Raw genomic sequence first — 25,697 nt, forward strand, 5'->3', positions numbered from 1 at the left:
GTTTGATTACCTTGCCTCGTTCGGAAGGATGCCCTAGTCGCAGGCACTAGTCAAAGTTGAATACTGGCCCAGCTCGTACGCACCGGACTCGATCTTCGACAGCAGCTCGGCCGCCCACGCCGCATCGGCTGCCACCTGCCCCAGCCACAGGTTGGCCTGGTCGATCACGTGCAGCGGGGTGTCCGGGCCCGGTTCCGCGCGCCACTGCCGCAGGTTGACCAGGTCGGCCTCCAGCCGCAGGATTCGCTCGCGGATCATCGCCGCGGCCTCCGCGTGGCTGAGCACCGGAAGCATCGTGATCGCGGCGTTGAGCATCCACGGGTCGCGGGTGTGTCGCAGGCCCTCGCGGACCAGCCGCTTCAGCTCGACCATGCCCGCCTCGGTGATCCGGTACACCGTACGTTCCGGACCGGCCGCACCCGGCTCGGCGTGCAGCTCGTCGATCAGCTTGTCGGCGGCCGCCTTGCGGATCGCGTGGTAGATCGAGCCGGGCTTGATCCGCGCCCACTCATCGGCCCGCCAGCTCACCAGCTTGGTCCTGACCTGGTATCCGTGGGCGCCGCCCGCCAGCAGGATGACGCCCAGTACGAGCATCCGTGTGGCCGACATCGTGTCCTCCGTGCACCCGCTCCAACCGACCTCCGTAGGCTAAGCCGTCATGAGCGCCCCCGTGTTGACCGCGGTGGCCTGGCCCTACGCCAACGGCCCCCGCCATATCGGTCACGTCTCCGGATTCGGTGTCCCTTCGGACGTCTTCTCCCGCTACATGCGAATGTCCGGTCACCGGGTGCTCATGGTCAGCGGGACCGACGAGCACGGGACCCCGATCTCGGTCCAGGCCGACAAAGAGAACCTGACCACCCGCGAGCTGGCGGACAAGTACAACCGGGTCATCGCCGAGGACCTGCAAGGTCTCGGCCTGTCCTACGACCTGTTCACCCGCACCACCACCGGCAACCACTACCAGGTCGTGCAGGAGCTGTTCCTCGCGCTCTGGCGCAACGGGTACGTGCAGGCCAAGACCCAGATGGGCGCGATCAGCCCGTCGACCGGCCGCACCCTGCCCGACCGCTACATCGAGGGCACCTGTCCGATCTGCGGCTACGACGGCGCCCGCGGCGACCAGTGCGACAACTGCGGCAACCAGCTCGACCCGATCGACCTGAAGAACCCGCGCTCGAAGATCAACGGCGAGACCCCGAAGTTCGTCGAGACCGAGCACCTGTTCCTCGACCTGCCCGCGTTCTCCGAGGCGCTGGGCTCGTGGCTGTCCACCCGCAAGGAGTGGCGGCCCAACGTGCTCAAGTTCAGCGAGAACCTGCTCAAGGACATGCGCCCGCGCGCGATCACCCGCGACATCGACTGGGGTGTCCCGGTCCCGCTCGACGGGTGGCGCGACGCGCCGATGAAGAAGTTCTACGTCTGGTTCGACGCGGTGATCGGCTACCTGTCGGCCAGCGTCGAGTGGGCCCGCCGCACCGGCGACGCCGACGCCTGGAAGGAGTTCTGGACCGACCCGGCCCAGGGCTACTACTTCATGGGCAAGGACAACATCGTCTTCCACTCGCTGATCTGGCCCTCGCTGCTGCTGGGCCAGAACGGCGCGGGCGACAAGGGCGGCGAAGCGGGCGCGTTCGGCACCCTCAACCTGCCAACCGAGGTCGTCTCCAGCGAGTTTCTGACGATGAGCGGGTCGAAGTTCTCGACCTCGCGCGGCACGGTCATCTACGTGCGGGACTTCCTCAAGGAGTTCGGTCCGGACACGCTGCGCTACTTCATCTCGGTGGCGGGCCCGGAGAACCAGGACACCGACTTCACCTGGGACGAGTTCGTCCGGCGGAGCAACTTCGAGCTGGCCAACGAGTGGGGCAACCTGGTCAACCGGTCGATCTCGATGGCGCACAAGAACGTCGGTGCCATCCCGGCGCCGACCGCGCCGACCGCGGCCGACGCCGAGCTGAAGGCGTTGGTCCGCAAGGCGTTCGACACCGTCGGGGACAACCTGCGCCGCTCGCGGTTCAAGGCGGCGGCGTCGGAGGCGATGCGGGTGGTCGGCGCGGCGAACAAGTACCTGTCCGACGAGGAGCCCTGGAAGCGCAAGGACGACCCGGCCCGCCGGGACACCATCCTGCACACCGCGCTGCAGGTCGTCGCCGACGCGAACACGCTGCTCACGCCGTTCCTGCCGCACTCGGCGCAGAAGGTGCACGAGGCGCTGGGCGGCAAGGGTGTCTGGGCCTCGCAGCCCGACCTGCGCGAGGTCACCGACCTCGACGACCCGAGCATCCAGTACCCGGTGCTGACCGGCGACTACGCCAGTGACCAGGCGAAGTGGGAGTCGGTGGACATCGAGGTCGGCAGGCCGCTGGAGAAGCCGACCCCGCTGTTCCCCAAGCTCGACCCCGAGCTCGGCGAGACCGGGCCGGAGTGGGCACCGATCGTTAAGTGACCCCACGCAAAGGCGAGTCACCACCGCTGCCGGAACCTCTTCCGGCAGCGGTGGTCGACGCTCACACCCACCTCGATGCCTGTGGTGCCAAGGATTCCGCGTCGGTCATCGAGATCCTCGACCGCGCGTCGTCGGTGGGTGTGACCCGCGTGATCACCGTCGGCGACGACCTCGACTCCGCCGTGTGGGCGGCTGAGGCGTCCACTTGGGACGATCGACTGTTTGCCGCCGTCGCCGTCCACCCGACCCGCACGTCCGGGTTCGGCGACGCCGACAAGGCGGTGCTGGAGGACCTGGCCCGGCGGCCGCGCGTCGTCGCGGTCGGCGAGACCGGCCTCGACTACTACTGGGACTACTCGACGCCGCAGGAGCAGGACGCGGCGTTCCGCTGGCACATCGACCTCGCCAAGCGGGTCGGCAAGGCGCTGATGATCCATGACCGCGACGCCCACGAGGACATCCTGCGGGTGCTCACCGAGGAAGGATCACCGGAAAAGGTGGTCTTCCACTGTTTCTCGGGTGATCTCGACTTCGCTCGGCGCTGTGTCGAACGCGGCTACGTGCTGTCCTTCGCCGGTCCGGTGACCTTCCGCAACGCGAAAGACCTGCGAGAAGCCGCCGCTTTCGTGCCCGCCGACCAGCTGCTGGTCGAGACCGACGCGCCTTTCCTCACACCTCACCCGTTCCGCGGTCGCCCGAACGAGTCGTACGCCGTCGCGTACACCGTCCGGGATCTCGCGGCCCTGCGCGGGGTCGATGTGGCCGAGCTCGCAAACGCCGTGTCCGCAACCGCTCAGCGCGTCTTTTCGTTGCCCGCCGTGACATCGGACCTTCCGAACGGTGAGGGGTTGGTATGAACGGGGGAGTGAATTGCTCCACCGGTGGTGTGACAGGGTTCACGACATTGCCGGATGTGTTTGCGCAACCCTCCCGCTCTCGTTACTGTCCCGTGACCGATCGAGCTGAGGCGCACCCGTCTCGGCTACCCGGAGCCTCGAAGCGTGGGGAACATGGCTCCCGCCTCCTGGAGGAACAGCTCTCGTGAGTGGCAAACAGGCAGACGGCTTCGCCGACACCGACTGGTTCACGCCCGTCACCGTCGGCGCCGGCACCCTTGACGAAGACTTCAGGGCGTGGCGGTCGGAGTTCCCGGCATACGACTGGGACAGCGGGACTGACTCCGGATACTCGTCGTCGCTGAGCATCACCGACCAAGACGTGCGCCACGCGCTCGGCCCGCAGGCCGACGAGATCATGGAGCACGCTGGCGTCGACGTCGACGAGCTGATCAGGCTCATCAACGCCGAGACCACCGTCCTGCCGGTCATCCCGGACGAGATCTCGTCCGACCCGCAGCCGCTCAAGGTCGCCGCCGACGAGCCCGCGCCCGGCCTCGTGGCCGCGGTCCGCCGCTGGAAGTCCTCGTTCCTCAAGGCCACCATCGCAGCCGTGCTCGTCAGCCTCATCGGCGGCGGCGCCGCGGCGATCGCGATGAACAACTCGGTCACCGTCGACATCGACGGCCAGGCCCGCAAGGTCAGCACCTACGCCGACACTGTCGGCGAGGTCCTGCAGGAGGAAGGCATCACCGTCGGCGCGCACGACGCCGTGAGCCCCTCCCCGGCCGCCGAGATCGGCGACGACGGCCACATCGTCCTGCAGCGCGGCCGCGAACTGCACATGACCGTCGACGGCGAGAAGCGCGACGCGTGGGTCCGCTCGACCAACCTCAGCGAGGCGTTGCGACAGGCCAACGCCCCCGTGCAGGGTTCCTGGATGTCGATGGGCGGCGACGCGAACGTGCCCCTTGAGGGCCTTTCGGTCGAGATCAAGACCGCCAAGCAGATCACCCTGTTCGACGGCGGCAACGCCCCCGCCCCGATCACCACCAACGCGGTGACGGTGCAGGAACTGCTCGACCAGCTCAAGCTGACCGTCGGCCCGCAGGACACGATCACCCCCGGCGGCGACCTCAAGATCACCAACGGCGCCGAGGTCCGCATCTCGCGCACCGGCGTCACGGTCGTCAACCAGACCGAGCCGGTCGCCCCTCCGGTGCAGAAGATCGAAGACCCGGAGATGGACAAGGGCAAGGAAACGGTCGTCGACCCGGGTGCCCCCGGCGAGCGCATCGCGACCTACCGCATCACCCAGAAGAACGGCAAAGAGGTCAAGCGCGAGGAAATCGGCGCGAAGGTGACCCTGGAGCCCAAGCCGAAGATCGTGAAGATCGGCACCAAGAAGCCCCCGGTGCCCGTCATCCCCGACGGCGAGGTCTGGGACCGGCTCGCGCACTGCGAGGCCACCGGCAACTGGGCCATCAACACCGGCAACGGCTACTACGGCGGCCTGCAGTTCAACAAGAGCACCTGGGACTCCAACGGCGGCGGCCAGTACGCGGCCTACCCACACCAGGCCAGCCGCGAGCAGCAGATCGCCATCGCCACCAAGGTCCGCGACGCCCGCGGCGGCTACAGCGCCTGGCCCGGCTGCGCCCGCAAGCTCGGCCTGCCCACCTGAGCTAGCCCGCCTCCCCGCATTTTTGACTGTTGGTCGCGTGATCGGGTTAGCTCGCGTCGTGCGGGCACCGTGGTCCGGTTGCGTCACGGTCCCCTAAGGCTGCGGATTTGACGAAGTCGGCCACCCCTGCGGGGGTGGCCGTTTCGCATCGATTGTGGTCACGGCGGGCGCGGCTTGGCTGTGCGGGTTTCCCACGAGCAGCATCGTCGCCCCGCCGCCGAGCACCAGCGCCACGGCCGCGACACCTGACAGAACGTCCCCCAGAACCTTCTTCATGACCTTCCCTTCAGCGCCCTCATGCCATCGAGCCTGCCTTCGGGCGGGGCACGCGGGCATCGGTCCGCAGTCGGGTCCTGGGACCGCAGCGAGTCATCCCGTAGGACTACCGACCCCTAGGGATAGGCTCCGTTGGTGACTGGTCCTGCCCTGCTCGGCCCCGCTGACGTCCGCAAGCTCGCAGGCGACCTCGACGTCCGCCCGACCAAGAAGCTCGGCCAGAACTTCGTCCACGACCCCAACACCGTCCGCCGCATCGTCACCGCCGCCCACCTAGGGGATGACGACATCGTGCTGGAGGTGGGGCCCGGTCTCGGCTCGCTCACCTTGGCGCTGCTCCCAGCCTGCAGGCAGCTGCTGGCCGTCGAGATCGACCCCGTCCTGGCCAAGCGACTCCCGGTCACAGTCGGCGAGCGCGCCCCCGAATTGGCCGACCGGCTGCACGTCCTGGAAGCCGACGCCATGCGCGTCAAAGCCGACCAACTCGCCGCCGCGCCGACCGCGCTGGTCGCGAACCTGCCCTACAACGTCGCCGTCCCCGTCGTCCTGCACCTGCTGGCCGAGCTGCCGAGCCTGCGGACCGTCCTCGTCATGGTCCAGGCCGAGGTCGCCGACCGGATGGCCGCGGGGCCGGGCTCGAAGGTCTACGGCGTGCCCAGCGTCAAGGTCGCTTGGTACTCCGAGGCCAAGCGGGTGGCCACCGTGCCCCGCGCGGTCTTCTGGCCGGTGCCCAACGTCGACTCCGCCCTGGTCCTCATGACCCGCCGCGAATCCCCGGACGCCGACCGGCAGGCCGTCTTCGCCGTCGTCGACGCCGCCTTCGCCCAGCGGCGCAAGACGCTGCGGGCCGCGCTGGCGGGCTGGGCGGGGTCGGCGGCGCGGGCGGAGGAGATCCTGATCAAGGCCGGAGTCGATCCCGGCCTGCGCGGTGAGCAGCTCACCGTCGACGCGTTCGTCCGGATAGCCCAACAACGCTGAATCCAGAGCACTCCGAGAGTGTGACGTTGGGAACGTGGGCCCATCTACCTGCGGTTGGCGGCTTGCGTACAGCCCACCCGATCGGGTCTACTCGTTATGCATCCATCCCGAGCGGCCGAGAGATCTGGCTCTGCGACGCCGCAGCAACCACCCATCGTTGGGCAGGTGCTACCGCCAGGAGCGATGGAGGAATACACCGATGGGCATTCTGACGAGCAGGCGGGTCATAGACCACTGCAGGCGAACGGCGATGGCGTGTCGCCGAATGCGCGTATCCAGCTGATCTGCGCGTACTTCGTCCTCTTCCTGCACCCAGCCCCGGCAAGGTCCTTCACGGACCTTCCAGCGGGCTGCCGTCACGCCTCGTTGGAGTAGATCATGATCACCGTTGAGAACCTCACCAAGTCCTTCTGGGGCGACACCGGCCCGGTCGTCGCACTCGAGAACGTCACCCTTGAGGTGCCCGCGGGCACCATCACCGGCGTGGTCGGCCCCGCCGGTTCCGGCAAGTCCACCCTCGCGCGGCTGATCTCGCTGCAGGAGCGCCCGGACAGCGGCGTCATCCGGGTCGAGGGCTACAACACCGCCGCGCTCGACCCGCGCAGGCTGCGCGCCGCGCGCCGCCGCATCGGGGTCATCCAGCACGGTGACCTGCTGCCGCAGCGCACCGCCGCGGGCAACATCGCCATCCCGCTGGAGCAGGCCGGGGTCGACGGCCCGCAGCGCCGCGAGCGGGTCGGCAAGCTGCTCGACCTGATTGGCCTGACCGACAAGGCCGCCGCTTACCCCGACGCTCTCACCGACGGCCAGCGCGCGCGGGTGTCCGTGGCGAAGGCCCTCGTCGGCGAGCCGGGCCTGCTGCTGGCCGACGACCCCACCAAGGGCCTCGACGCCGACGCGACCGCCGGCGTGCTCGCGGTGCTCGACCGGGCCCGCGCCGAGCTGGGCTCCACCGTCCTCATCGCCACCAGCGACACCGCCGTGGTCCGCCGCATCGCCGACGACGTGGCGCTGCTGGAGGCGGGCAAGGTGCAGGAGAGCGGCCAACTGCTCTCGCTGATCCAGGACCCGGCGAGCCGCATCGCGCAGACGCTGCTGCCCGAGATCGAGATCCCGGTCGGTCCGCGGCATGACCGGCAGGCCGAGGTCATCCTCGTCGGCTATGCCACTGTCGGTGCCCTGCTGCCCGAGGCCACGGCCCGCTTCGGCACCCCGATCGCGGTCGTCGGCGGCGGGCTGACCCGCATCGGCGAGACCCCGGTCGCGCGGTTCCTGGTCGGCGTGGACGGCCCGCGGGCCGACAGCGCGCTGGGCTGGATCGCCGAGCGCGGCGCCCTGGTCCGCCAGACCACCGTCGCACCCCAGCTCCAGGCCGCCTGATCGTCGCCGGGTTGGGGGCCGGGATCAACCGGCCCCCACCGCGGGCACTGGCTCATGGCAGCTCACCGTAGGCTTGGACCCGTGCTCGCCGTCGTTCCCCCTCCGGTCACGGTCCGTGTGCCATCCAAGGTGAACCTCCACCTTGCGGTCGGCGATGTCCGCCCTGACGGCTACCACGAACTGGCCACGATCTTCCAAGCGCTCTCGCTCACCGACGAGGTCACCGTGGCCATCGCCGACGAGCCGGGCGTCGAGGTACACGGCGAGGGTGCCGACGCGGTGCCCACCGGAGCCAGCAACCTGGCCTGGCGGGCGGTGCAGGAACTGGCCCAGTACGTCGGCCGCGACCCGGACGAGCCCAAGATCCGCGTGGTGATCCGCAAGGGCATCCCGGTCTCGGGCGGCATGGCCGGTGGCAGCGCCGACGCGGCCGCCACCCTCGTCGGCCTGGCCGCCCTGTGGCGCCTGGAGATCACCCGCGACGAGCTGGCGACGATCTCGGCCCGCCTGGGCAGCGACGTCCCCTTCACCCTCTACGGCGGCACCGCGCTGGGCACCGGACGCGGCGAACAGTTGGTCCCGGTCCTGTCCCGGCACACCTATCACTGGGTGCTGGCCTTCGACCGGCGCGGCCTGTCCACGCCGAAGGTGTTCGCCGAACTGGACCGCCTGCGGGAAGAGGGCGACCCACCACGCATCGGCGCCGTCGAGCCGGTGCTCGAAGCCTTGGCCACCGGCGACCCACGTCAGCTGGCCTTGCTGCTGGGCAACGACCTCCAGGCAGCGTCGGTGTCCCTGCGTCCCGGCCTGCGCCGGACCCTGCGCGCGGGTGTCAGCGCGGGCGCGCTGGCGGGCACGGTGTCCGGCTCCGGCCCGACCTGCGCTTTCCTCTGCGCCGACGGCGAGTCAGCGCTACGCGTCGCCGCCGAACTGGCAGGCGCGGGGGTGTGCCGAACGGTCCGCGTCGCCCACGGACCGGTGCCCGGGGCGAGAATCATCGGCGGTGAAGAGGCGCCTCGACCGACGCCCCCACAAGTGCACGCTTAGTACGTCCAGTGCCAGCCGGGCACGTCGTCGGGCATGTTGTGCGGCCGGTACTCCAACGTTCCGTGTTCGCTGCTGGAGTCGATCAGGACGACGCCGTAGTAGCCCGAGTCCGACAGGTAGAAGTCGTCGGGCAGGTAGCGGTGGGTGGGCAGGCAGGAGGTGAAGATGCCGCGCCCGGTGACCTTGCCTTCGCCATCCTTGGTGGCGAAGTCGACCGCCGACATCCACCAGCCCTGGTTGGGCTGATAGTCCTGGGTTGTCTGCAGCACGATCGTCGCTGCGAGGTAGTGCCCGTTGTTGGGCTTCAGGCTGCCGGGCTCCGTGCACTGGACCGGCTTGACGCTGTCAAGCCAGAGCGTGGCGAGCGTGGGGCTGCCATTGGAGCGGATGACGATCTGCTTGCCGATGTCGGCGGCCTGGGTGGCATCGGTCACGGCTTGTTCTTTGGAACAAGCGGTGACACTCAGGACCAGTGCCGCGATGACGGCGAAGATCCGGATGCCAGAGCGAGCTAGCGACATTTCACCTCCCGGTCGTTCGGTTAAGTCGTAAATATAGGGGTTGCGTTCCCTGGTCAAACCAGTTGCACGCAGCGTGGTCGACCGGTCGCTCGTGGCTGTCCGGTCAGCCCCCTTGTGCTTTCTCGGCGCTATGCGAGGTTCTGAATCAACGGAGGCCGACTCCGTCCGCATCATCGGTAGTCCGGCGGACAGGGGCTTGTCGCTCAGCGCGGCAGGAGGCGAGACGACAGGTCGAGCTCCGACCGCGATCTAGGTCAGAACCTCGTCCGGATGGTTGCTCCATCCTCTCCAAAGCACATGGCGGGCTTCGGTGAGCGTGACGATCTGTAGCGCTTCTGCTGTTTCAACCGACAGCGGCGCCCCGAGCGCGATACACCAGGTAATCGCTGCCTCAAATGTCATTCGGCTTGTGCGACGGTGGATCTTAAGGTCGGGCGGCAGATGCATGTGTGGATATCGTTCTGGGCTGACTCTGCTGTCCGGGTGCCAGTGCATGCGCCACTGGTCGCTGCCATCCGGTCCCTCGAGCTTGTAGTTGTACTCGCGCGTGGTAACCCGGAACGGCTTGTCATACTTGCTTTGATCGGCGTCGATGACCTCGAACTTCATACTCGCGTAGAAGGTGCCGATCTTGCCGAGCGGTACACCCCGGTCTTGGTTCAGATGCCAGCTGTAGATCTGCTCCTTGCGGAAACCGTTGCGTGGCTGGACGAACAGCTTCGTATACCCGTCCAGCACGGCTACAGCGTCACAAAGCGGGTCCAGGAAGCCCTCTACGGCTTCATGTTCGGTGTGGCCCGGCACAGGAATCAGCTACCTCACGGCAGGGACGTACGCCCACACGTCAACGAGGCCGGGCACAGAGTCGAGGTCGGTGTCGGCCCACTCCCCAGCCGTCCACCGTGCGATGAACTCTTCGCCGGACATGTTCATATACCGGCGGGCGACCCGATCGAGCATCGCGGCGGAGTCGTCATCGCTCATCACCCCCACCTCAGTGGCGCACGTCACTGACTCGCGCATGGCTTCCTCCTCACGTCTCATAACTCCACTATGCCTGTGCGGACTGACACTAGATACCGCTAGCGAGTTCGATTGTTACGCAGGTGGCTGAAAGCTGACCGGAAGTGTGAAGCTCGCCGAGCATCTGGATAGAGGCGCTACCGAGCGTAGTCAATCTTGTGCGCCTCGTTGGCGGGCGACGCCCTGAGGGTGGGTGTGACTGACCCGGGTGGACGGGTGATTGGAAGGTGGTTGGGATGATGGTGGTGATACGGCGAGGCATGTCGTCTCCTTGATCTCCGGTTCAAGGAAGGGCTCTGCCCCACATCCGTCCTACGTCATCGGCGAAAGTGTTGGTAATGGCCAATCTGGTCAACCTGGAGAACGTCAACAAGAGCTTCGGGGTGCGCCCGCTGCTCGACTCGGTGTCACTCGGTGTCGGCCGGGGGGACCGGATCGGCGTCGTCGGGCTCAACGGTGGGGGCAAGACCACGCTGCTGGAGGTGCTCGCCGGGCTCGAACCGGCCGACGACGGGCGGGTCAGCCGGGTTCGTGACCTGCGGATGGCCGTGGTCACCCAGCGCACCGAGTTGGCGAAGGACTCCACGGTCCGTCACGCCGTGCTGGAGCCGCTGGGGATCACCGAGGAGCACCAGTGGGCCGCCGACCCGCGGGCTCGGTCGATCCTGGAGGGCCTGGAGATCACCACGCTCGGGCTGGACAGCCCGGTCGACACCATGTCCGGCGGTGAGCGGCGCCGGGTCGCCCTGGCCGCCGCGCTGGTGCAGGAGCTGGACCTGATCGTCCTCGACGAGCCGACCAACCACCTCGACGTCGAGGGTGTGCGCTGGCTGGCCGACCACCTGCTGACCAGGGGGACCGCGCTGGTGGTCGTGACCCACGACCGCTGGTTCCTCGACACCGTTTGCACCCGCACGTGGGAGGTCGTCGGCGGCAAGGTCGAGCAGTACGACGGCGGCTACGCGGACTGGATCTACGCGCGCGCCGAGCGCGGGCGGCTGGCCGACACGCTGGAGGAGAAGCGGCGCAACCTGGCCAAGAAGGAATTGGCCTGGCTGCGCCGCGGCGCCCCGGCCCGCACGTCCAAGCCGAAATACCGCATCGAGGCCGCCGAGGCGCTGATCTCCGACGTCCCGCCGCCGCGTGACGGTGTCGAGCTGCTGGCCTTCGCCAAGCGCAGGCTTGGCCGCACGGTGCTGGAGTTGGAGGACGTGTCGATCTCGGCCGGTCCCAAGCCGATCCTCGACCACGAGACCTACCGGATCGGTCCCGGCGACCGGGTCGGTCTGGTCGGTATCAACGGCTCCGGCAAGACCACGCTGCTCAAGCTGCTGGCGGGCGACACCGAGCCGAGCACCGGCAAACGGATCCAAGGCCAGACGGTGCGCATCGCCCACCTGACCCAGGAGCTGCGCGAGCTTCCACCGCAGCAACGGGTGCTGGAAGCGGTCGAAGAGATCGCGCGCCGGGTGACGCTGGGCAAGCTGGAGCTGTCGGCGTCGCAGCTGGCCGAGCGGTTCGGGTTCCCGGCGAACAAGCAGTGGACCCCGATCAGTGACCTGTCCGGCGGCGAGCGGCGCAGGCTGCAGCTGGCGCGGCTGCTGATGGCCGAGCCGAACGTGCTGCTGCTCGACGAGCCGACGAACGACCTGGACATCGACACCCTGCAGCAACTGGAGGACTTGCTCGACTCGTGGCCGGGCACCATCGTCGTGGTCTCTCACGACCGGTACCTGGTCGAACGCGTCTGCGACACGGTGGTCGCGCTGTTCGGCGACGGCAAGGTGACCCCGCTGATCGGCGGGATCGAGGAATACCTGGAGCGCAGGCTCGTCGCCATGGCTGCCGAGCCGGTCGCGCGCAAGTCCGCCGAGCCGACCGCGAAGTCCGTCAGCGCCGCCGAGCGCCGGGCCGCCCAGAAGGAGCTGGCGAAGCTGGAGCGGCAGATGACCCAGCTGGGCGACAAGGAGACCAAACTCCACGCCGCCCTGGCCGCCGCGGCCACCGACCCGACCAAACTGCTCGAACTCGACGCGGAGCTGCGCAAGGTCGTCGCGGACAAAGATGAGATCGAGTCACGATGGATGGAAGTCGCCGATCTGGCCGAATAACACCATCTAGGCTGCTCCCATGAGTCGGTTCGTAGACATGATGGTGGCCACCGCGACGACCCGCGGCGCCGCGCGGGGGATCACCACCGGGGAACCCAAGGCTCCGGTCCGCCACACCTGGGCGCAGGTGCACGAGCAGGCCCGCAAGATGGCGGGCGCGCTCATCGAGGGCGGCCTGGCCAAGCACGGCGCCGTTGCGGTCCTCGCGGCCGAGCCGGTGACGATCGCCCCCGCGGTCCAGGCGGTCTGGCTGGCGGGCGGCAGCGTCACGATGCTGCACCAGCCGACCCCGCGCACCGACCTCGCCGAGTGGGCCGAGGACACCGTCCGGGTGCTGGGCATGATCGGCTCCAAGCTGGTCCTGCTCGGCTCCCCGTTCGACGCCGTGGCCCCGGTGCTCGACCAGCACGGCATTGGCTACCTGCGGCTTTCCGACCTGGCCGAGGGCACGCCGGTGGACAGCGTGGTCGAGGTCGATGAGGACGCGCCCGCGCTGCTGCAGCTCACCAGCGGCTCGACGGCCGACCCGAAGGCCGTGCGGATCACCCACGGCAACCTGTTCGCGAACCTGACCGCGATGGCCGAGGCGTCCGAGCTGGATGTCGACAACGACATCATGGTGTCGTGGCTGCCGCTGTTCCACGACATGGGGATGGTCGGCTTCCTGACCGTGCCGATGACCGTGGGCCTGGAACTGGTCAAGGTCACCCCGGTCGACTTCCTCACCGGCCCGCTGCTGTGGGCCGACCTGATCTCCCGCCACCGCGGCACCATCACCGCCGCACCGAACTTCGCCTACGCGCTGCTCGGCCGCCGACTGTCCGGTGTGGACGAAGAGGGCAAGTACGACCTGTCGTCGCTTCGCTTGGCGCTCAACGGAGCCGAGCCGATCGACGAGAAGGCGGTGCTGTCGTTCACCGATGAGGGCGCTCGGTTCGGGCTGCGCCCGGAGTGCGTGTTCCCGGCGTACGGCATGGCCGAGGCGACGCTGGCGGTGTCGTTCGCGCCGCTGTTCACCGGGCTGACCCTCGACTATATCGACGCGGACCAGCTGGAAGCCGAGAACCACGCGGTGTCGGTCCCGCCGGGGCCGGGCGTGCGGTCGTTCGCGGTGCTGGGTATGCCTTTGCGCGGCATCGAAGCGACGATTGTTGACGACAAGGGTATTGTTCTCGGCGAGCGTGAGGTGGGTGAGATCCGCCTGCGCGGCGAGGCCGTGACGCCGGGGTATCTGACTGTTGATGGTCCACTTGCGACGCAGGATGACGAGGGCTGGCTGTCCACTGGGGACCTTGGGTACCTGGTCGACGGGCAGATCGTGATCTGCGGGCGGCGCAAGGATGTCATCATTTTGGCAGGCCGCAACATCTATCCGACCGATATCGAGCGGGCGGCGACCACTGTGGACGGTGTGCGCGCGGGCAACGCTGTGGCGGTGCGAATCGACGCTGGTTCTCGGCGTGAGCGGTTCGCTGTCGTTGTGGAGTCTAAGTTCGCGGGCGATGCTGATGCTGAGAAGCGGTTGAAGAAGGAGGTTGGGGCGCGGGTGTTTGAGTCTGTCAACGCCCGACCGGTCTCCGTGGTGGTTTTGGCGCCGGGGACCTTGCCGAAGACGCCCTCGGGGAAGCTGCGTCGGGCGGCTGCTGGTGAGCAACTGGCTGCCCAGATCGCCGGGGCGGCGGATTAGGGCTGTGGGTGCCGGTTTGTTTGGCCCGTGCGTTTCGTGCGTGCAGGTTTCTAGCTTTCGCGGTGGCGTAGTTCCTTGACCCAGACGTCGATCATGGCGTCGACCGCTGCCGGGTGGTAGCCCTGGCCTGCGAAGAACGTTTGGGTGAGGCGGAAGTTCGCGATCTCCGCCGCTGACGGTCTGCCGTCGTAGCTGGTCGCCGCATGGAACAGTGCCCGCGCAAGGCGTTCGACATCGCCCGGTCGGTAGCCCCGAACGCCAGGCGGGGCGGGTGGCAGTGGCAGGAACAACACATCCCCGCCCGGCGTCACCCGTTCGTCCAAAGGCTCATTGGGGACAGGCCGCTGCTCCACCCTGGCGGGACGCCGTTCCGGTGCGGGATCCGGTGCCTGGTGGCGGCGGGGCGGCTCGGACACCGGGGCCGTCGTCTCGACTGCCTCCGGCGGTACGACCGGGGGGATCTCCTCGGTGTTCGGGTCCTGGTCCGACCGGACCGACAGCGTGGCCACAACCTGGTCGAGGAACGCGTCGACCTGGTCCTCGTGGTACCCGCGCTTCACCAGGGGAGCGGGGTCGAAGACCACGGACCGCACATCGTCGGCGGTGAGGGCGTCCGAACCCGTCAGGGCGGCCTCGATCCGGTCGAGGAAGTCGTCCACCTGGCCTTCGTTGTAGCCGCGCTTGCCGAACGGTGCCTTGTCGAAGGTGACCGCGCGCACGGACTCGGGGCTCAGCGTCATGTCGACTCCCTCAGGATGCGTGGAACGCGTTCTGGGCGGCTTCCAGGCCCTGGCTGACCAGGGCCTCCACCGCGTCGGCACAGCGGTCGATCTCGAACGCGAGTTCCTTGCGTTCGGCCGGGGCGAAGTCTCGCAGGACGTAGTCTGCCGGGTCCATTCTGCCGGGGGGCCTGCCGATGCCGAAGCGGACGCGGTGGTACTCCTTGCTGCCCAGCGACTTGGTGATCGAGCGCAAGCCGTTGTGGCCGTTCTCGCCGCCGCCGAGCTTGAGCCGGACCGCGCCGAAGGGCAGGTCCAGTTCGTCGTGGATCACGACCAGGTTCTCCTGCGGTGCCTTGAAGAACCTGGCGGTACCCACGACCGGGCCGCCGGAGAGGTTCATGTAGGTGCGCGGCTTGACCAGCACGACCCGGGTGTTCGCGAGCCTGCCTTCCAGCACGTCCGCGCCCGCCTTGTGGCCCTTGAATTTGCCGCCCACCCTGGCCGCGAGTTCGTCGGCGACCAGGAATCCGATGTTGTGCCGGTTGCCATCGTACTGCGGGCCGGGGTTGCCCAGGCCCACGACGATCATCGGCGCGTCGGTCATCTCAGCTCCCAAAACCGCCGGTGCCCCGGCCCAGGATGACTGGACCGGGGCACCGGGATGATCAGCGGAGGGTTTCTCAGCCCTCGTTGCCCTCGGGCTCGGCGGCCGCGGCCGGAGCCTCGCTACCGTCGGCGTCCATCTGCTCCGCGGTCGGCGCCGCGTTCACCGCGACGACCAGGGCCTCCGGGTCGGTGACCAGGGTCGCGCCCGCGGGCAGGGCGATGGCGCCCGCCAGGATCTGGGTACCGGCCTCGGCGCCCGCGATGGAGAACTCGATGCCGTCGGGGATGTGCAGCGCCTCGACCTCGATCTGCAGGGCAGACAGGTCGTGGGTGAGCAGGGTGCCGGACGCGGCCTCGCCGGTGATGGTCAGCGGGACGTCGACGGTCACCTTCTCGCCGCGCTTCACCAGCAGCAGGTCCACGTGCTCGATGTAGTTCTTGAGCGGGTGGGTGGTGATGGTCTTGGTCAGCGCCAGCTCCGCGCCGTCGCCGAAGTTCAGCGTCAGGACGGCGTTGCTGCCGTGCTCGCGCACCGCGCGGGCGAACTCCAGCGCGGGGAGCGACAGGTGCTTGGGGTCGGAACCGTGTCCGTAGAGCACGGCGGGAATCTTGCCTGCGCGACGGGTGCGGCGCGCTGCGCCCTTGCCGAACTCCGTGCGCTGCTCGGCGGCCAGACGTACCTCGGACACGGTGGTGCTCTCCTTGCTGATCATGATGCGGCGGGGGCGCGACTTCTCAGTCGGGGCGGCAGCCTGCGGCGTGGGGCGCGGAGAGCATGAATAAACGTACGGTCGAAACCGCCACGTCGATCACGCCAGGCGCGATGCCCGCCTCGCCGAGGCAACCCGGATAGTTTACGCAAAGCCCACGGCCCGGTCGAACCGGGGTCGTCGGGCCGTTATTTCCGGGCCGCCAGGATCCCGGTGAGCAGCCCGGGAAAGAGCGCGTCGAGATCGTCGCGGCGCAGCGAGGTGATCCGCGAGGTGCCCGCCGGGACTGTCCAAGTGACGCCCGCTTCGCGAAGGATCCGCAGGTGGTGGGTCCTGGTCGACTTGCCGATGGGCAGCTCGATCGTGCCGCAGGCCACGCCCTCGCCGAGTTTGGCCAGCTCACGCACCATGTGCAGGCGCATCGGGTCGGCCAGGGCGTGCAGGACCGCCGCGATCCGGATCTCGTCGCGGTCGGGGTGGGGCAGCTCTGTCATGTCCTGATGGTACGAAGTTCATCGAACTATCGCCAAGTTTCGTAGTACGTTCAACATCGAACTGCCGCCGAGCCTCCGGGAGTCCCATGTCGTCCGCACGGACCTACCTGCTGGCCGGAGGCGCTTTCGCGGTCGGAACCAGCGGATACATCGCCACGGGCGTCCTACCCGCGGTGAGCGCCGAGATGCACGTCTCGCAGACGACCGCGGGCCAGCTCATCACGGCTTTCGCGCTCTCCTACGCCGTCAGCGCACCCTTGCTCGCCGCGCTCACCGGCCGCTGGGACAGAAGAAAACTGCTGGTCACAGCTTTAGGGGTGAGTGCGTTAGGCAACGCGCTGTCCGCGGTAGCGCCCACCTACTCGCTCCTCCTGGTGGCCCGCGTGATCAGCGCGCTCGGCGCGGCCGTGTTCACCCCAGCCGCGACGCTCGTGGCGACCGAGCTGAACCCGCCGGAGAAGCGCGGTCAGGCGGTCGCCACGGTGTTCAGCGGCCTGACCTTCGCCCTGATCCTGGGTGTCCCCGCAGGCAGCCTGCTGGGTGACGTCATGGGCTTCCGCGAGGTCTTCGCCCTGGTCGCGGCCGCCTCCGTGCTCGCGGCCGTCGGCGTCCTGGTGTACGTGCCCCAGGTCGCTCCGCCCCCGGTCGTCGGGATGCGCGAGCGGTTCGCGGTCGCCGCCAACCCGACGGTCCTATTGGTCCTGGCGATGAGCGTGCTGGGGGTGCTGTCGGCGTTCAGCGTCTACACGTATATCGCCCCGTTCTTGGCTTCGTCGGCCGGGGCTTATGGGCTGACGGTGAGCCTGCTCCTGTTCGCCTATGGCGTCGGCGGGGCGATCGGGAACGCGCTGGGCGGGCGGCTGACCGACCGGTTCGGGAGCATCAAGCCGCTGATGGTGACCTTCGGAATCATCATCACCATCCTGCTGACCTTGCCGGTGACGGCGACGACGGTCGCGGGGGCGGGGGTGGCGATGTTCCTTTGGGGAATGTCGACGTGGTCGGTGAACCCGCCGATCCAGAACTGGCTGATCGAACTGGCCCCGGTGAACAGCGGCCTATTGCTCTCCCTGAACGCCTCGGCGATCTATTTGGGCGCGGGCCTGTCGGGCGTATTCGGCGGAATAGTGATCGACAACGCGGGCGTGATGGCTCTGCCGCCTTTCGCGGGCATCCTCGCGGTGGCGTCGATCCTCATGGCGGTGCTGGCGGCTCGACGCCACCGCGCCAATGTGGTCCCGGCTGAACTCGTGGCTAGTCCTCGGTGACGGCGAGCCCGTAGCGCCGCACCGCTATGGCCCGAGGAGTGCCGCGGGAATCACGGCGACGCCGTCCGCCCGGCGGTAGGCGTGCGAACCGGTCGTGATGATCGCCGCGTCCAAAAGATCCGGTCCCAGCCGATCACCCAGCCACCGAAGGTGCGCGACATCCGAATCATCGACGGTTTGGCTGAGTTTGACCTCGATCGCGACAACCTTGTGGTCAGCCCGCTGGATGATGAAGTCGACTTCATGGTCACCGTTGCGCGTGCGCAGGTGATGGACGCTCGCCTCGTTGGCCTGCGCGTAGACGCGGAGGTTCAAGGCGATCAGCGACTCGAACAACGCGCCGAGCAGCACGCCGTCCCGAGGCGCCAGCGGCCCGGTGGCCACACCGGTGAGCAGTGAGGTCTGGGTGGCACCGAGAAGGCGGGCGGTGAGCGCGGGATCAGCGAGGTGATGCTTGGGCGCCTGGGCAAGGCGGGTGAAGTGGTTGAAGCTCGGCAGCCACCCCGGCACGGGATCCAGCAGCCATAGCTGCGAGAGGACGTCCCGGTAGACGATGGTCGTCGTCTTGGCAGGCTTGTCGCTCTCCCCGGCTGTCGCCGCGTCCAAGATCGCGTTGTACGACGTCGTGGTGGACGTCGCCGCGGCATAGGCCGTCAACCAAGCGTGCAGGGTAGCGGGCCGCCGAACCCGGTGGCCTTGCTCGGGGAAGTCGTGTTCAACGATTCGTTGGAGATATCCGTCGAGTTGCGCACGCCGAGCGCGTTCCGGCAGCCCGTGTATGGCGGGGAAGCCCGAACGGAGTATCTCGTCGGTGTACCACGGCAGACTTGCGCTCGTCTCACCGTCGACGGTGTGGCGCGTTCCTCGGAGCAGGTCCGAGAGACTTACCGATGGCGTCTGGGAGCCCCGCTCAGCCAGGCTCATCGGGCGCATTCGCACTCGCACGATTCGCCCTGCCCCAGAGTGGGTCGGCGAGTTGACCGGCGTCGCGCTGCCGGTCAACAGGAATCGCCCGGGACTCGGATCGCGATCCACACTCCGGCGCACCCAATCCCACACGGCGGGGTGCCGCTGCCACTCGTCCACCAGAACCGGAGGTTCGGCACGGTCCAGCCGTTGTGGATCGGCCTCGAGCAACTCCCGTTTCGCGGGATCGTCCAGGGCGAAGACGGTTCGCGATCGCCGTTCGGCGGTCGCGGTTTTGCCCACACCCTTGGGCCCCTCAAGGGCAATTGCCGACAGGCCGGGAACCAGGTCGTCGAGCTCGGTGTCGACAGTCCGTGACAAGTAGCTACTCACAGCACTATGCTACCGATAGCAGCTCATCTACGCTACTTCTAGCCTAGGTTCTAGGCTACCGTTAGCAGATTATCGGACTCCCTGTGAGGTGTCGCTACTCGATGACCGGTTGCCAGGTGACCGAGGTCGGCAGGTTCCGGGTGTCGAGGAATTCGGCGACGTGAAGACGGTGTCCAGTGTTACCTCGGCGTGCGGGGGGACAGGTATGTCGTACATCCCGGCGAGGCAGTAGGTCTGCCATTCTTCGCCCGTTCCAATGGTCGGCACGCGGCGGGTGGACCCGGCTGCCCAGACGAGGACGCCGACGGTGTTGTTGATTCCGACGGTGAGTGTCTTCCGCTCGTGTGACAAGGGGTCGGTTGGGCCGGTCGACACCGACCACGCCCATGGGATGTCGACACCTGTGGAATTGAGGTCGCGCATCAACCCGGGCAGATCCGTCGCGGCCGGGATGTCGTCGGCGTGAATGGACGACGCTTCGAGGATGTCGGGGATCACGCTGGCGCCCTGCCTAGGTAGGTCTGCTGGAACAGGTTGCCTTGCGCGTCTGTTCCCAGGACTGTGACGCTGCAACCCTTTGGAATGAACACGGGGAGGTACTGCTCGCACCCTATCGGCGCGCGTGGTTCTGAACCACAAGGCGCGTGGTTGATGATCACTCGGGCATTTCGTGCCCCCGACCTCACCGTCGCGACCACGGCTTTCATCTCGACATGATTCTTGACGTTGAGCGCGTCCGCAGGCATGCCCAGCGCCCGTATTCGCTGGGCTACCTCTGTTGTCCACGTGTCCTGATGGGTCGCGCTGAGCGTGCCGTAGTCGCGGCCGTCGACCTCGATATGACCGGTCATCGGCGCGTTGCGCCTGCCGCGGAGCACCCGTGGCGGCAGGTCGTCGCTGTACAGCGGCGGCCGCGGGGTAATGGTCGCCGTGCCGATTCCGGATGCCCATCGTTCGTGGCATCAGGCGCCGCGGTCGTGGCTATGGCGCCGCCGAGCGCGCTCGACGCGTCGCCGAGCAGCGTGGTCGCCGTGGCGATGCCGCGTCTGGCCTGATCGATCGAGGCGAGGACAACCCTGAGCCGTGCTGCCACCTGATCGACGGCCACGTGATCAAGCATGGATGGACGCTCGGGTGTTTCGGTTGGTGAAATGGTTCAGCCGATTGTGCGCGTTGCGGATTATGGGCCAGGTGGTCTCATGTGTGGGTGATCAGCAACCGGTTGCCCGCTCGGATGCGGGCTTTGGGAATGGAACTGGCGGCCGCTCGTGAGCGGACCGGGAAGACGACAAAGGAGGCCGCGTTCGGGATCGGCCTTTCCGCGCCGACCTTGAATCGCTCGGAGAACGCCAAACGGCTTTCTCCGATCACCGACATCGCGGGGCTCTTGGCGCTCTACGAGGTCACTGGGGACGAGCGGAAGCGCATCATGGAACTCGCCGACAGGTTGGACGCGCCGGAATGGCTGGAAGCGGGTGACCGTCTGCCACGCCTGCTCCGACCCTTCGCTACCTTCGAGGCGCGCGCGACCTCGCTGATGGACGTATCTTTCGACTACGTCCCCGGACTCTTGCAGATCGAGGAGTACGCGCGAGCCGTCCACTCCACCCAAGGCGTCACAGGAGCGGATCAGGACGCGCGAGTCAAGGCGCGGTTGGAGCGCCAGAAGGTCCTCGTCGCACGTACCGCGCCGAGGTATACGGCCGTCATCGAGGAAGCCGCTTTGCGGCGGACTCAAGGCGGATCGGAGTCGATGGTTCGGCAAGTAAAGTGGCTGATAGATCGGGCGTGGCAGCCGAACATCGATATCCACGTGATCCCGTTCCGGCGGTGGGGATATCCGAATCCGGGCTCATTCATCACGATGGGGTTCCGGCAGGACCCGCCTATCGTGTTCTTCGAGAACCTGGCGGTCGCGGGCTTCCTGGACGCTCCTGATCACACTCAGTTGTTCCATAACGCCGCTGCTAAGCTGATGAGGTTCGCGCTGGACTCAGCCGATACGGTGAAGTTTCTGACCATGTTGGCGGCAGACTACGAACGGGGCTGAAACGGGATGCACGGAGAGTGGCGGAAGTCGAGCTTCAGCGGCTCCGAGGTGAACTGCGTGGAGGTCGCCTACACCGCCACAGTCCGTGTCCGGGACTCCAAGAACCCCGACGGCGGCATGCTCCGGTTCCCGGACGACGCCTGGTCGCCCCTGATCGACGCGGTGACCTGGGACGAGCGCTAGCCCGTCCCAGGTCCGCGAAATCAGGCGTCGCCGTCGAAGAGCGAGGTCACCGAGCCGTCCTCGAACACCTGCTGGATCGCCCGCGCCAGGAGCGGGGCGATCGACAGGACTGTCATCTGCGGGAAGCGCTTGTCGTCGGGGATCGGCAGGGTGTTGGTGAAGATGACTTCCTTCGCCCCGGACTCCGACAGCCGTTCCCGAGCGGGCCCGGACAGCACGCCGTGGGTGGCCGCCATGACGACATCCGTGGCGCCTTCGTCCAGCAACTGGTGGACGGCCTTGGCGATGGTGCCGCCGGTGTCGACCATGTCGTCGATCACCACGCACAGCCTGCCCTTGACCTCACCGACGACCCGGTTCGCCACGACCTCGTTGGGGCGCAACGGGTCCCGCGTCTTGTGGATGAAGGCGATGGGGGTGCCACCGAGGTCGTCGGCCCACTTCTCGGCCAGCTTGGTGCGGCCCGCGTCCGGGGAGACGACCGTGATGTTGGAGGCAGGGTAGTTGTCCTTGATGTAGCGCGACAGCAGGGTCTGGCCGAAGAGATGGTCGACCGGGCCGTCGAAGAAGCCCTGGATCTGGGCGGTGTGCAGGTCCACCGTCATGATCCGGTCGGCGCCCGCGGTCTTGAACAGGTCGGCGATCAGGCGCGCGGAGATGGGCTCGCGGCCCTTGTGCTTCTTGTCCTGCCGCGCGTACGGGTAGAACGGCATGATCACGGTGATCCGCTTGGCGCTCGCCCGCTTGAGGGCGTCGACCATGATCAGCTGTTCCATGATCCACTGGTTGATCGGGGCGCACGCGCTTTGCATGACGAACGCGTCGCAGCCGCGGACCGACTCCTCGAACCGGACGAAGATCTCGCCGTTGGCGAAGTCGTATGCCGACTGCGGCGTGATGCTCACGTTGAGGTGCTTCGCGACTTCCTCGGCCAGCTCAGGGTGAGCTCGGCCGGAGAAGAGCATCAGGTTCTTCTTGGGGACCCCGGCCTTGATACTCATGAACTGCCCTCGCTGTTCTTCTCGTCAAGCTTGCGGGCCTTGGCCCGTTCCGCGGCCTCGGCCGCCGCGGTACCCGGGCGGCGGTGGACCACCCAGTCGTCGATGTTGCGCTGCAGGCCGCCCGAGATCGCCAGGGCGCCCGGCGGCACATTGCGCCGGATGACGGTTCCGGCGCCGCTGTAGGCGCCGTCGCCCACCGTCACCGGTGCCACGAACATGTTGTCCGACCCGGTGCGCACGTGCGAGCCGACGACGGTGCGGTGCTTGTTGACCCCGTCGTAGTTCACGAACACGCTGGCCGCGCCGATGTTGCTGTGCTCGCCGATGGTCGCGTCGCCCACATAGGACAGATGGGGGACCTTCGAGCCCGCGCCGATCTCGGAGTTCTTGACCTCGACGAACGTGCCGATCTTGCCGTCGGCGCCCAGCTTCGTGCCGGGCCGCAGGAACGCGTACGGGCCGACGGTCGCGGAGTCACCGATCTCGGCGCTCGACCCGTGGGTCCGCACGACCGAGGCACCCGCGCCGACGATGACATCGGTCAGTGTGGTGTCGGGGCCGATGGTGGCGCCCTCGCCGATCGTGGTGCCGCCGCGCAGCTGCACGTTCGGCTCGATGAGCACGTCGCGGGCGAGTTCGACTTCGGCCTCGATCCACGTCGTGGCCGGGTCGACGATCGTCACCCCCGCGCGCATCCAGCCCTCGACGACGCGGCGGTTCAGCTCGGCGCCGATCCTGGCCAGCTGCACCCGGTCGTTGACGCCCTCGACCAGCCACGGGTCGTCGCACACCAGGGCACCGACGCGGCGGCCGTCGCCGCGGGCGATGCCCAGGACATCGGTGAGGTACAGCTCGCCCTGGGCGTTGTCGGTGGACAGCCGGGACAGACCGTCGGTGAGGACCTCGGCGGCGAAGGCGTAGACGCCGGAGTTGATTTCGGTGATGGACCGCTGCTCGGCCGTGGCGTCCTTCTGCTCGACGATCGCGGTGACCGCGCCGTCGGCGTCGCGCACGATGCGGCCGTAGCCGGTCGGGTCGGGGACGTTGGCGGTGAGCACCGTCACCGCGTTGCCGCCTGCCGTGTGCGCGTCGAGCAGACCATTGAGCGTGGCCGTGTCGAGCAGGGGAACATCACCGTAGGTGACCAGGACGGTGCCGGTCAGCTCGGGGAGCGGGGCCAGGCCGCACGCGACCGCGTGGCCCGTGCCGTCCTGCGTCTCCTGGACCGCGACGGTGACCTCGCGGCCCAACACGTGGGCCAAGGACTCCAGATGGGCGCCCACGGCGTCGCGGCCGTGGCCGATGACGACCACCAGGTGTTCGGGCTTGAGACCGTCGGCGGCCCGCACGGCGTGCTCGACCAGCGGGCGACCCGCGACCCGATGCAGCACCTTCGGGGTCGCCGAGCGCATCCGAGTGCCCTCACCCGCGGCCAGGATCACCGTGCTGACCTGGCCTGGCGCAGTGCCCTCGGCCGTGCTCGCGGACATCGCTCTCCCTCGCGTCGTAACAGCGGTCATGCGCGGGTCGGCTCCGGCGAACGGGACGACTCCGGCCGGGAGTCGATCCTACGTTGTCTCCGGCAGCACCCACGAACGGTCATCCACAGACGCGACCAGCCGCGTGCCAGAGTCCTCCGCGTCGGCCTCGCCCGCGGTGATCGCGACGATGTCGTTTCCGCCGCCGCGCTTGGCCTGATACATGGCCGCGTCGGCGCGCGCGAGCGCGCGCACGGCGGTCTCCTGCGGGCGCAGCGACACCACGCCGATCGACAGCGTCACTCCGTGTGACAGGTCGTTGGGCAGTCCCGCGACCGAGGTGACCGCGCGCCGCAGGGCGGCCTCGGCGGCGTAGAGCGGCGCTCCGGGAAGCAGGACGATGAACTCGTCGCCGCCGTAGCGGGCCACCATGTCGCTGCCGCGCAGCGCGTCGCGCAGGGTGCTGGCGACCACCCGCAGCACGTCGTCGCCCTCGGCGTGGGACATGCGGTCGTTGACGCCCTTGAACCCGTCGAGGTCGACCAGGGCGATGGCCAGCGGGTGGTTGGTCGGCGAGGTCGACAGCTGTTCGAGCCGCTCGTCGAGCGCGCGCCGGTTGGGCAGGCCGGTGAGCGGGTCCTGCAGCGCCTGCCGGGCGATGGCGCCGTGCATTCGGGACAGCCGCTCGTGCTCGCGGCGGGTGTTCAGCGTGGCGATGCGCGACTCGCGCATGTCCCAGAGCTGGCCCTCCAGCTCGGTCGCGTAGTGCTCCAGGGCGCCGGTCGTGCGGGAGCCGCCCTCGGGGCCGGAGAGCCGGGCGTACTCGCGGATCAGGCACAGCCGCAGCGTCGGCTCGGCCGCTTCCCGATACATCCGTGACCGCGCGTCGGCCAGCACCTCGACGGCCTCTTCCTCGTGGCCCTCGTGCTCCAGGCAGCGGGCCAGGGCGATGGCGACGATGACCAGCTCGCGCGGGTAGCTCTGCGAGTCGAGCAGGTAGCGCAGCCGGTTGATGTGCGCGGCCGCGGGCTGGGCCAGCGCCAGGGCCGCGCCGACGATCGGGTTCTGGTCGGCGGCCGAGCGGGTCGGGTCGCGTGGGAACAGCGACTCCCGGAACGGCGCCTCGACCGCCACGGCGATGGCCGCGGCGGTGGCGAACCGCTCGCCCGCGCGCTCGTCCTCGCCGATGCGCTCCAGCCGCAGGCCCCAGCCCAGCAGCAGGCGGACGCGGTTCATCAGGTGCACGGCGATCAGGTGCGGGCCCGCGCTGGCCCGGATGCACTTGTGCGCCCGGCTCATCACCTGGTCGGCGACCTCGTAGACGCCGAGTTGGGTGAGCACGGTGCCGATGTCCATCAGGGTGGACGCCATGATCATGTCCCAGGTGCGCCCACCGAACATGACGTCCGGGGTGATGTCCTCGTCCAGCATGGCCAGGGCGACGGCGGCCTCGGTGAGCGCGGCGTCCTCGGCGCCCGCCAGCAGCAGCCTGCGTCCGCGCAGGGCGTGCGCGTCGGCCTGGAGCACGAGCAGGCCGTGCCTGCGGGTGTGCGCGAGGAGTTCGTCGAGCAGGGGTTCCGCGGAGTCGGCCAACTCGTTGTTGACCACCCGGACCGCGACCGCGGAGCGCAACAGTTGGGCGACCATCCTGGGCTCGCCCCGGTGTTGGGCCTCGGCGAGCAGTCGGTCGACCTCGTCGGTGTGCCGCAGGCGCTCCTGGACCGGGCTGGTCTGGATCACCGCGAGCAACTCCCGGGCACGACCTACCAGCCAGGCGTCGGAGCGCTCCTCCAACGCGGGCAGGTCACCGTCGCCCCGCTGCTCGTCGTCCACGTAGGTTGGTGCACCCCTTTTCGAGGTCCGGTATTTCGCCACCCATCCAAAGTTCTCGGCT

General features: G+C 68.3%; 24 protein-coding genes, 1 pseudogene and 1 riboswitch. Of the genes and pseudogenes, 11 read left to right on the plus strand and 14 right to left on the minus strand.

The genetic code is table 11. The features are described 5' to 3' along the window. Positions 1-33 precede the first annotated feature (33 nt). On the minus strand, positions 34-609 hold the full coding sequence (locus BN1701_RS30160; protein ID WP_054054450.1) for a PadR family transcriptional regulator: 576 nt from the start codon (positions 607-609) through the stop codon (positions 34-36). Between the two features lie 49 nt (positions 610-658). Between BN1701_RS30160 and metG the strand changes: the two genes are divergently transcribed. The 6 genes from metG to BN1701_RS30195 all read left to right on the plus strand — a co-directional run bounded on the left by metG (position 659) and on the right by BN1701_RS30195 (position 8,650). Then, entirely contained in the window at positions 659-2,449 is a 1,791-nt protein-coding gene (metG, locus tag BN1701_RS30165; protein WP_054054452.1) for a methionine--tRNA ligase, read from the plus strand. Then, positions 2,446-3,306, plus strand: coding sequence for a TatD family hydrolase (locus BN1701_RS30170; RefSeq protein WP_054054453.1), 861 nt, complete (start codon positions 2,446-2,448; stop codon positions 3,304-3,306). The genes metG and BN1701_RS30170 overlap by 4 nt, the downstream gene beginning before the upstream one ends. Before the next feature lie 184 nt (positions 3,307-3,490). Beyond that, the gene (locus tag BN1701_RS30175; protein ID WP_231949762.1) at positions 3,491-4,969 is read left to right on the plus strand and encodes a resuscitation-promoting factor; all 1,479 of its coding nucleotides are present in this window, start codon (positions 3,491-3,493) and stop codon (positions 4,967-4,969) included. Positions 4,970-5,377: 408 nt separating this feature from the next. Further along, positions 5,378-6,223 carry a 16S rRNA (adenine(1518)-N(6)/adenine(1519)-N(6))-dimethyltransferase RsmA gene (gene rsmA, locus BN1701_RS30180; RefSeq protein WP_157368292.1) on the plus strand — a complete coding sequence of 282 codons (846 nt, stop codon included), beginning with the start codon at positions 5,378-5,380 and terminating at the stop codon, positions 6,221-6,223. A 99-nt stretch (positions 6,224-6,322) separates the two neighbouring features. Continuing rightward, positions 6,323-6,413: riboswitch (SAM riboswitch) on the plus strand. A 188-nt stretch (positions 6,414-6,601) separates the two neighbouring features. Then, complete coding sequence (locus BN1701_RS30190) at positions 6,602-7,603, plus strand: methionine ABC transporter ATP-binding protein (RefSeq protein ID WP_054054455.1); 1,002 nt, start codon at positions 6,602-6,604, stop codon at positions 7,601-7,603. 54 nt (positions 7,604-7,657) lie between these two features. Next, positions 7,658-8,650, plus strand: a complete 993-nt coding sequence (locus tag BN1701_RS30195; RefSeq protein WP_172803347.1) for a 4-(cytidine 5'-diphospho)-2-C-methyl-D-erythritol kinase — start codon at positions 7,658-7,660, stop codon at positions 8,648-8,650. Here BN1701_RS30195 and BN1701_RS30200 read toward each other — a convergent pair. From BN1701_RS30200 to BN1701_RS30210, 3 genes are all read right to left on the minus strand, one after another. After that, entirely contained in the window at positions 8,647-9,171 is a 525-nt protein-coding gene (locus tag BN1701_RS30200) for a hypothetical protein (RefSeq protein WP_054054459.1), read from the minus strand. The genes BN1701_RS30195 and BN1701_RS30200 overlap by 4 nt on opposite strands. A 249-nt stretch (positions 9,172-9,420) precedes the next feature. After that, positions 9,421-9,909, minus strand: coding sequence for a hypothetical protein (locus BN1701_RS30205; RefSeq protein WP_054054460.1), 489 nt, complete (start codon positions 9,907-9,909; stop codon positions 9,421-9,423). A 75-nt stretch (positions 9,910-9,984) separates the two neighbouring features. Continuing rightward, a complete protein-coding gene (locus BN1701_RS30210; protein ID WP_231949763.1) occupies positions 9,985-10,155 on the minus strand; it encodes a hypothetical protein in 171 nt (56 codons plus the stop codon). A 377-nt stretch (positions 10,156-10,532) separates the two neighbouring features. Between BN1701_RS30210 and BN1701_RS30215 the strand changes: the two genes are divergently transcribed. Both BN1701_RS30215 and BN1701_RS30220 read left to right on the plus strand, forming a co-directional pair. Next, the gene (locus BN1701_RS30215; protein ID WP_054054464.1) at positions 10,533-12,305 is read left to right on the plus strand and encodes an ABC-F family ATP-binding cassette domain-containing protein; all 1,773 of its coding nucleotides are present in this window, start codon (positions 10,533-10,535) and stop codon (positions 12,303-12,305) included. 19 nt (positions 12,306-12,324) lie between these two features. Then, complete coding sequence (locus BN1701_RS30220) at positions 12,325-13,992, plus strand: fatty acyl-AMP ligase (RefSeq protein ID WP_054054466.1); 1,668 nt, start codon at positions 12,325-12,327, stop codon at positions 13,990-13,992. 50 nt (positions 13,993-14,042) lie between these two features. Here BN1701_RS30220 and BN1701_RS38050 read toward each other — a convergent pair whose 3' ends face one another. From BN1701_RS38050 to BN1701_RS30240, 4 genes are all read right to left on the minus strand, one after another. Beyond that, entirely contained in the window at positions 14,043-14,732 is a 690-nt protein-coding gene (locus tag BN1701_RS38050) for a DivIVA domain-containing protein (RefSeq protein ID WP_067520953.1), read from the minus strand. Between the two features lie 10 nt (positions 14,733-14,742). Beyond that, complete coding sequence (pth, locus tag BN1701_RS30230; RefSeq protein WP_054054469.1) at positions 14,743-15,318, minus strand: aminoacyl-tRNA hydrolase; 576 nt, start codon at positions 15,316-15,318, stop codon at positions 14,743-14,745. Between the two features lie 76 nt (positions 15,319-15,394). Next, entirely contained in the window at positions 15,395-16,009 is a 615-nt protein-coding gene (locus BN1701_RS30235; RefSeq protein ID WP_054056253.1) for a 50S ribosomal protein L25/general stress protein Ctc, read from the minus strand. A gap of 209 nt (positions 16,010-16,218) precedes the next feature. Then, positions 16,219-16,524: a helix-turn-helix transcriptional regulator gene (locus BN1701_RS30240; protein ID WP_054054471.1), complete on the minus strand. Its 306-nt coding sequence runs from the start codon at positions 16,522-16,524 to the stop codon at positions 16,219-16,221. 86 nt (positions 16,525-16,610) lie between these two features. Here BN1701_RS30240 and BN1701_RS30245 point away from each other — a divergent pair, with 86 nt between their 5' ends. Then, a complete protein-coding gene (locus BN1701_RS30245; protein ID WP_054054473.1) occupies positions 16,611-17,792 on the plus strand; it encodes an MFS transporter in 1,182 nt (393 codons plus the stop codon). Between the two features lie 24 nt (positions 17,793-17,816). Here the strand turns inward: BN1701_RS30245 and BN1701_RS38360 are convergent, their stop codons facing one another. The 3 genes and pseudogenes from BN1701_RS38360 to BN1701_RS34870 form a co-directional block, all read right to left on the minus strand. After that, on the minus strand, positions 17,817-18,449 hold the full coding sequence (locus BN1701_RS38360; protein WP_231949951.1) for a DUF4143 domain-containing protein: 633 nt from the start codon (positions 18,447-18,449) through the stop codon (positions 17,817-17,819). A gap of 264 nt (positions 18,450-18,713) precedes the next feature. Beyond that, a pseudogene (locus BN1701_RS38365) lies at positions 18,714-19,091 on the minus strand (AAA family ATPase); the annotation flags it as partial. A gap of 494 nt (positions 19,092-19,585) precedes the next feature. Next, positions 19,586-19,969: a DddA-like double-stranded DNA deaminase toxin gene (locus BN1701_RS34870; protein ID WP_082860155.1), complete on the minus strand. Its 384-nt coding sequence runs from the start codon at positions 19,967-19,969 to the stop codon at positions 19,586-19,588. A gap of 329 nt (positions 19,970-20,298) precedes the next feature. Between BN1701_RS34870 and BN1701_RS30260 the strand changes: the two genes are divergently transcribed. After that, positions 20,299-21,141, plus strand: a complete 843-nt coding sequence (locus tag BN1701_RS30260; protein WP_157368294.1) for a helix-turn-helix transcriptional regulator — start codon at positions 20,299-20,301, stop codon at positions 21,139-21,141. A gap of 6 nt (positions 21,142-21,147) precedes the next feature. After that, a complete protein-coding gene (locus BN1701_RS34875) occupies positions 21,148-21,324 on the plus strand; it encodes a DUF397 domain-containing protein (RefSeq protein ID WP_082860156.1) in 177 nt (58 codons plus the stop codon). 20 nt (positions 21,325-21,344) lie between these two features. On the opposite strand, the gene BN1701_RS30265 is transcribed toward BN1701_RS34875, so the two are convergent. The 3 genes from BN1701_RS30265 to BN1701_RS30275 all read right to left on the minus strand — a co-directional run bounded on the left by BN1701_RS30265 (position 21,345) and on the right by BN1701_RS30275 (position 25,636). Beyond that, the gene (locus BN1701_RS30265) at positions 21,345-22,325 is read right to left on the minus strand and encodes a ribose-phosphate diphosphokinase (RefSeq protein WP_054054479.1); all 981 of its coding nucleotides are present in this window, start codon (positions 22,323-22,325) and stop codon (positions 21,345-21,347) included. Then, complete coding sequence (gene glmU / locus BN1701_RS30270) at positions 22,322-23,815, minus strand: bifunctional UDP-N-acetylglucosamine diphosphorylase/glucosamine-1-phosphate N-acetyltransferase GlmU (protein WP_054054481.1); 1,494 nt, start codon at positions 23,813-23,815, stop codon at positions 22,322-22,324. Before glmU ends, BN1701_RS30265 begins: the two co-directional genes overlap by 4 nt. A 78-nt stretch (positions 23,816-23,893) precedes the next feature. Further along, the gene (locus tag BN1701_RS30275) at positions 23,894-25,636 is read right to left on the minus strand and encodes a GGDEF domain-containing protein (protein ID WP_067520955.1); all 1,743 of its coding nucleotides are present in this window, start codon (positions 25,634-25,636) and stop codon (positions 23,894-23,896) included. Between the last annotated feature and the right edge of the window lie 61 nt (positions 25,637-25,697).

Origin of the sequence: Alloactinosynnema sp. L-07, from assembly GCF_900070365.1 — a bacterium.
GTDB lineage: Bacteria > Actinomycetota > Actinomycetes > Mycobacteriales > Pseudonocardiaceae > Actinokineospora.

Coding starts and splice junctions, on each gene's coding strand:
- BN1701_RS30195 (WP_172803347.1), top strand. CDS start 7,658: ATGGCAGCTCACCGTAGGCTTGGACCCGTGCTCGCCGTCGTTCCCCCT.
- BN1701_RS30240 (WP_054054471.1), bottom strand. CDS start 16,524: ATGACAGAGCTGCCCCACCCCGACCGCGACGAGATCCGGATCGCGGCG.
- BN1701_RS38050 (WP_067520953.1), bottom strand. CDS start 14,732: ATGACGCTGAGCCCCGAGTCCGTGCGCGCGGTCACCTTCGACAAGGCA.
- pth (WP_054054469.1), bottom strand. CDS start 15,318: ATGACCGACGCGCCGATGATCGTCGTGGGCCTGGGCAACCCCGGCCCG.
- BN1701_RS30160 (WP_054054450.1), bottom strand. CDS start 609: ATGTCGGCCACACGGATGCTCGTACTGGGCGTCATCCTGCTGGCGGGC.
- glmU (WP_054054481.1), bottom strand. CDS start 23,815: ATGTCCGCGAGCACGGCCGAGGGCACTGCGCCAGGCCAGGTCAGCACG.
- BN1701_RS30220 (WP_054054466.1), top strand. CDS start 12,325: ATGAGTCGGTTCGTAGACATGATGGTGGCCACCGCGACGACCCGCGGC.
- BN1701_RS34875 (WP_082860156.1), top strand. CDS start 21,148: ATGCACGGAGAGTGGCGGAAGTCGAGCTTCAGCGGCTCCGAGGTGAAC.
- BN1701_RS30210 (WP_231949763.1), bottom strand. CDS start 10,155: ATGAGCGATGACGACTCCGCCGCGATGCTCGATCGGGTCGCCCGCCGG.
- BN1701_RS30200 (WP_054054459.1), bottom strand. CDS start 9,171: ATGTCGCTAGCTCGCTCTGGCATCCGGATCTTCGCCGTCATCGCGGCA.
- metG (WP_054054452.1), top strand. CDS start 659: ATGAGCGCCCCCGTGTTGACCGCGGTGGCCTGGCCCTACGCCAACGGC.
- BN1701_RS30190 (WP_054054455.1), top strand. CDS start 6,602: ATGATCACCGTTGAGAACCTCACCAAGTCCTTCTGGGGCGACACCGGC.
- BN1701_RS30245 (WP_054054473.1), top strand. CDS start 16,611: ATGTCGTCCGCACGGACCTACCTGCTGGCCGGAGGCGCTTTCGCGGTC.
- BN1701_RS30215 (WP_054054464.1), top strand. CDS start 10,533: ATGGCCAATCTGGTCAACCTGGAGAACGTCAACAAGAGCTTCGGGGTG.
- BN1701_RS30265 (WP_054054479.1), bottom strand. CDS start 22,325: ATGAGTATCAAGGCCGGGGTCCCCAAGAAGAACCTGATGCTCTTCTCC.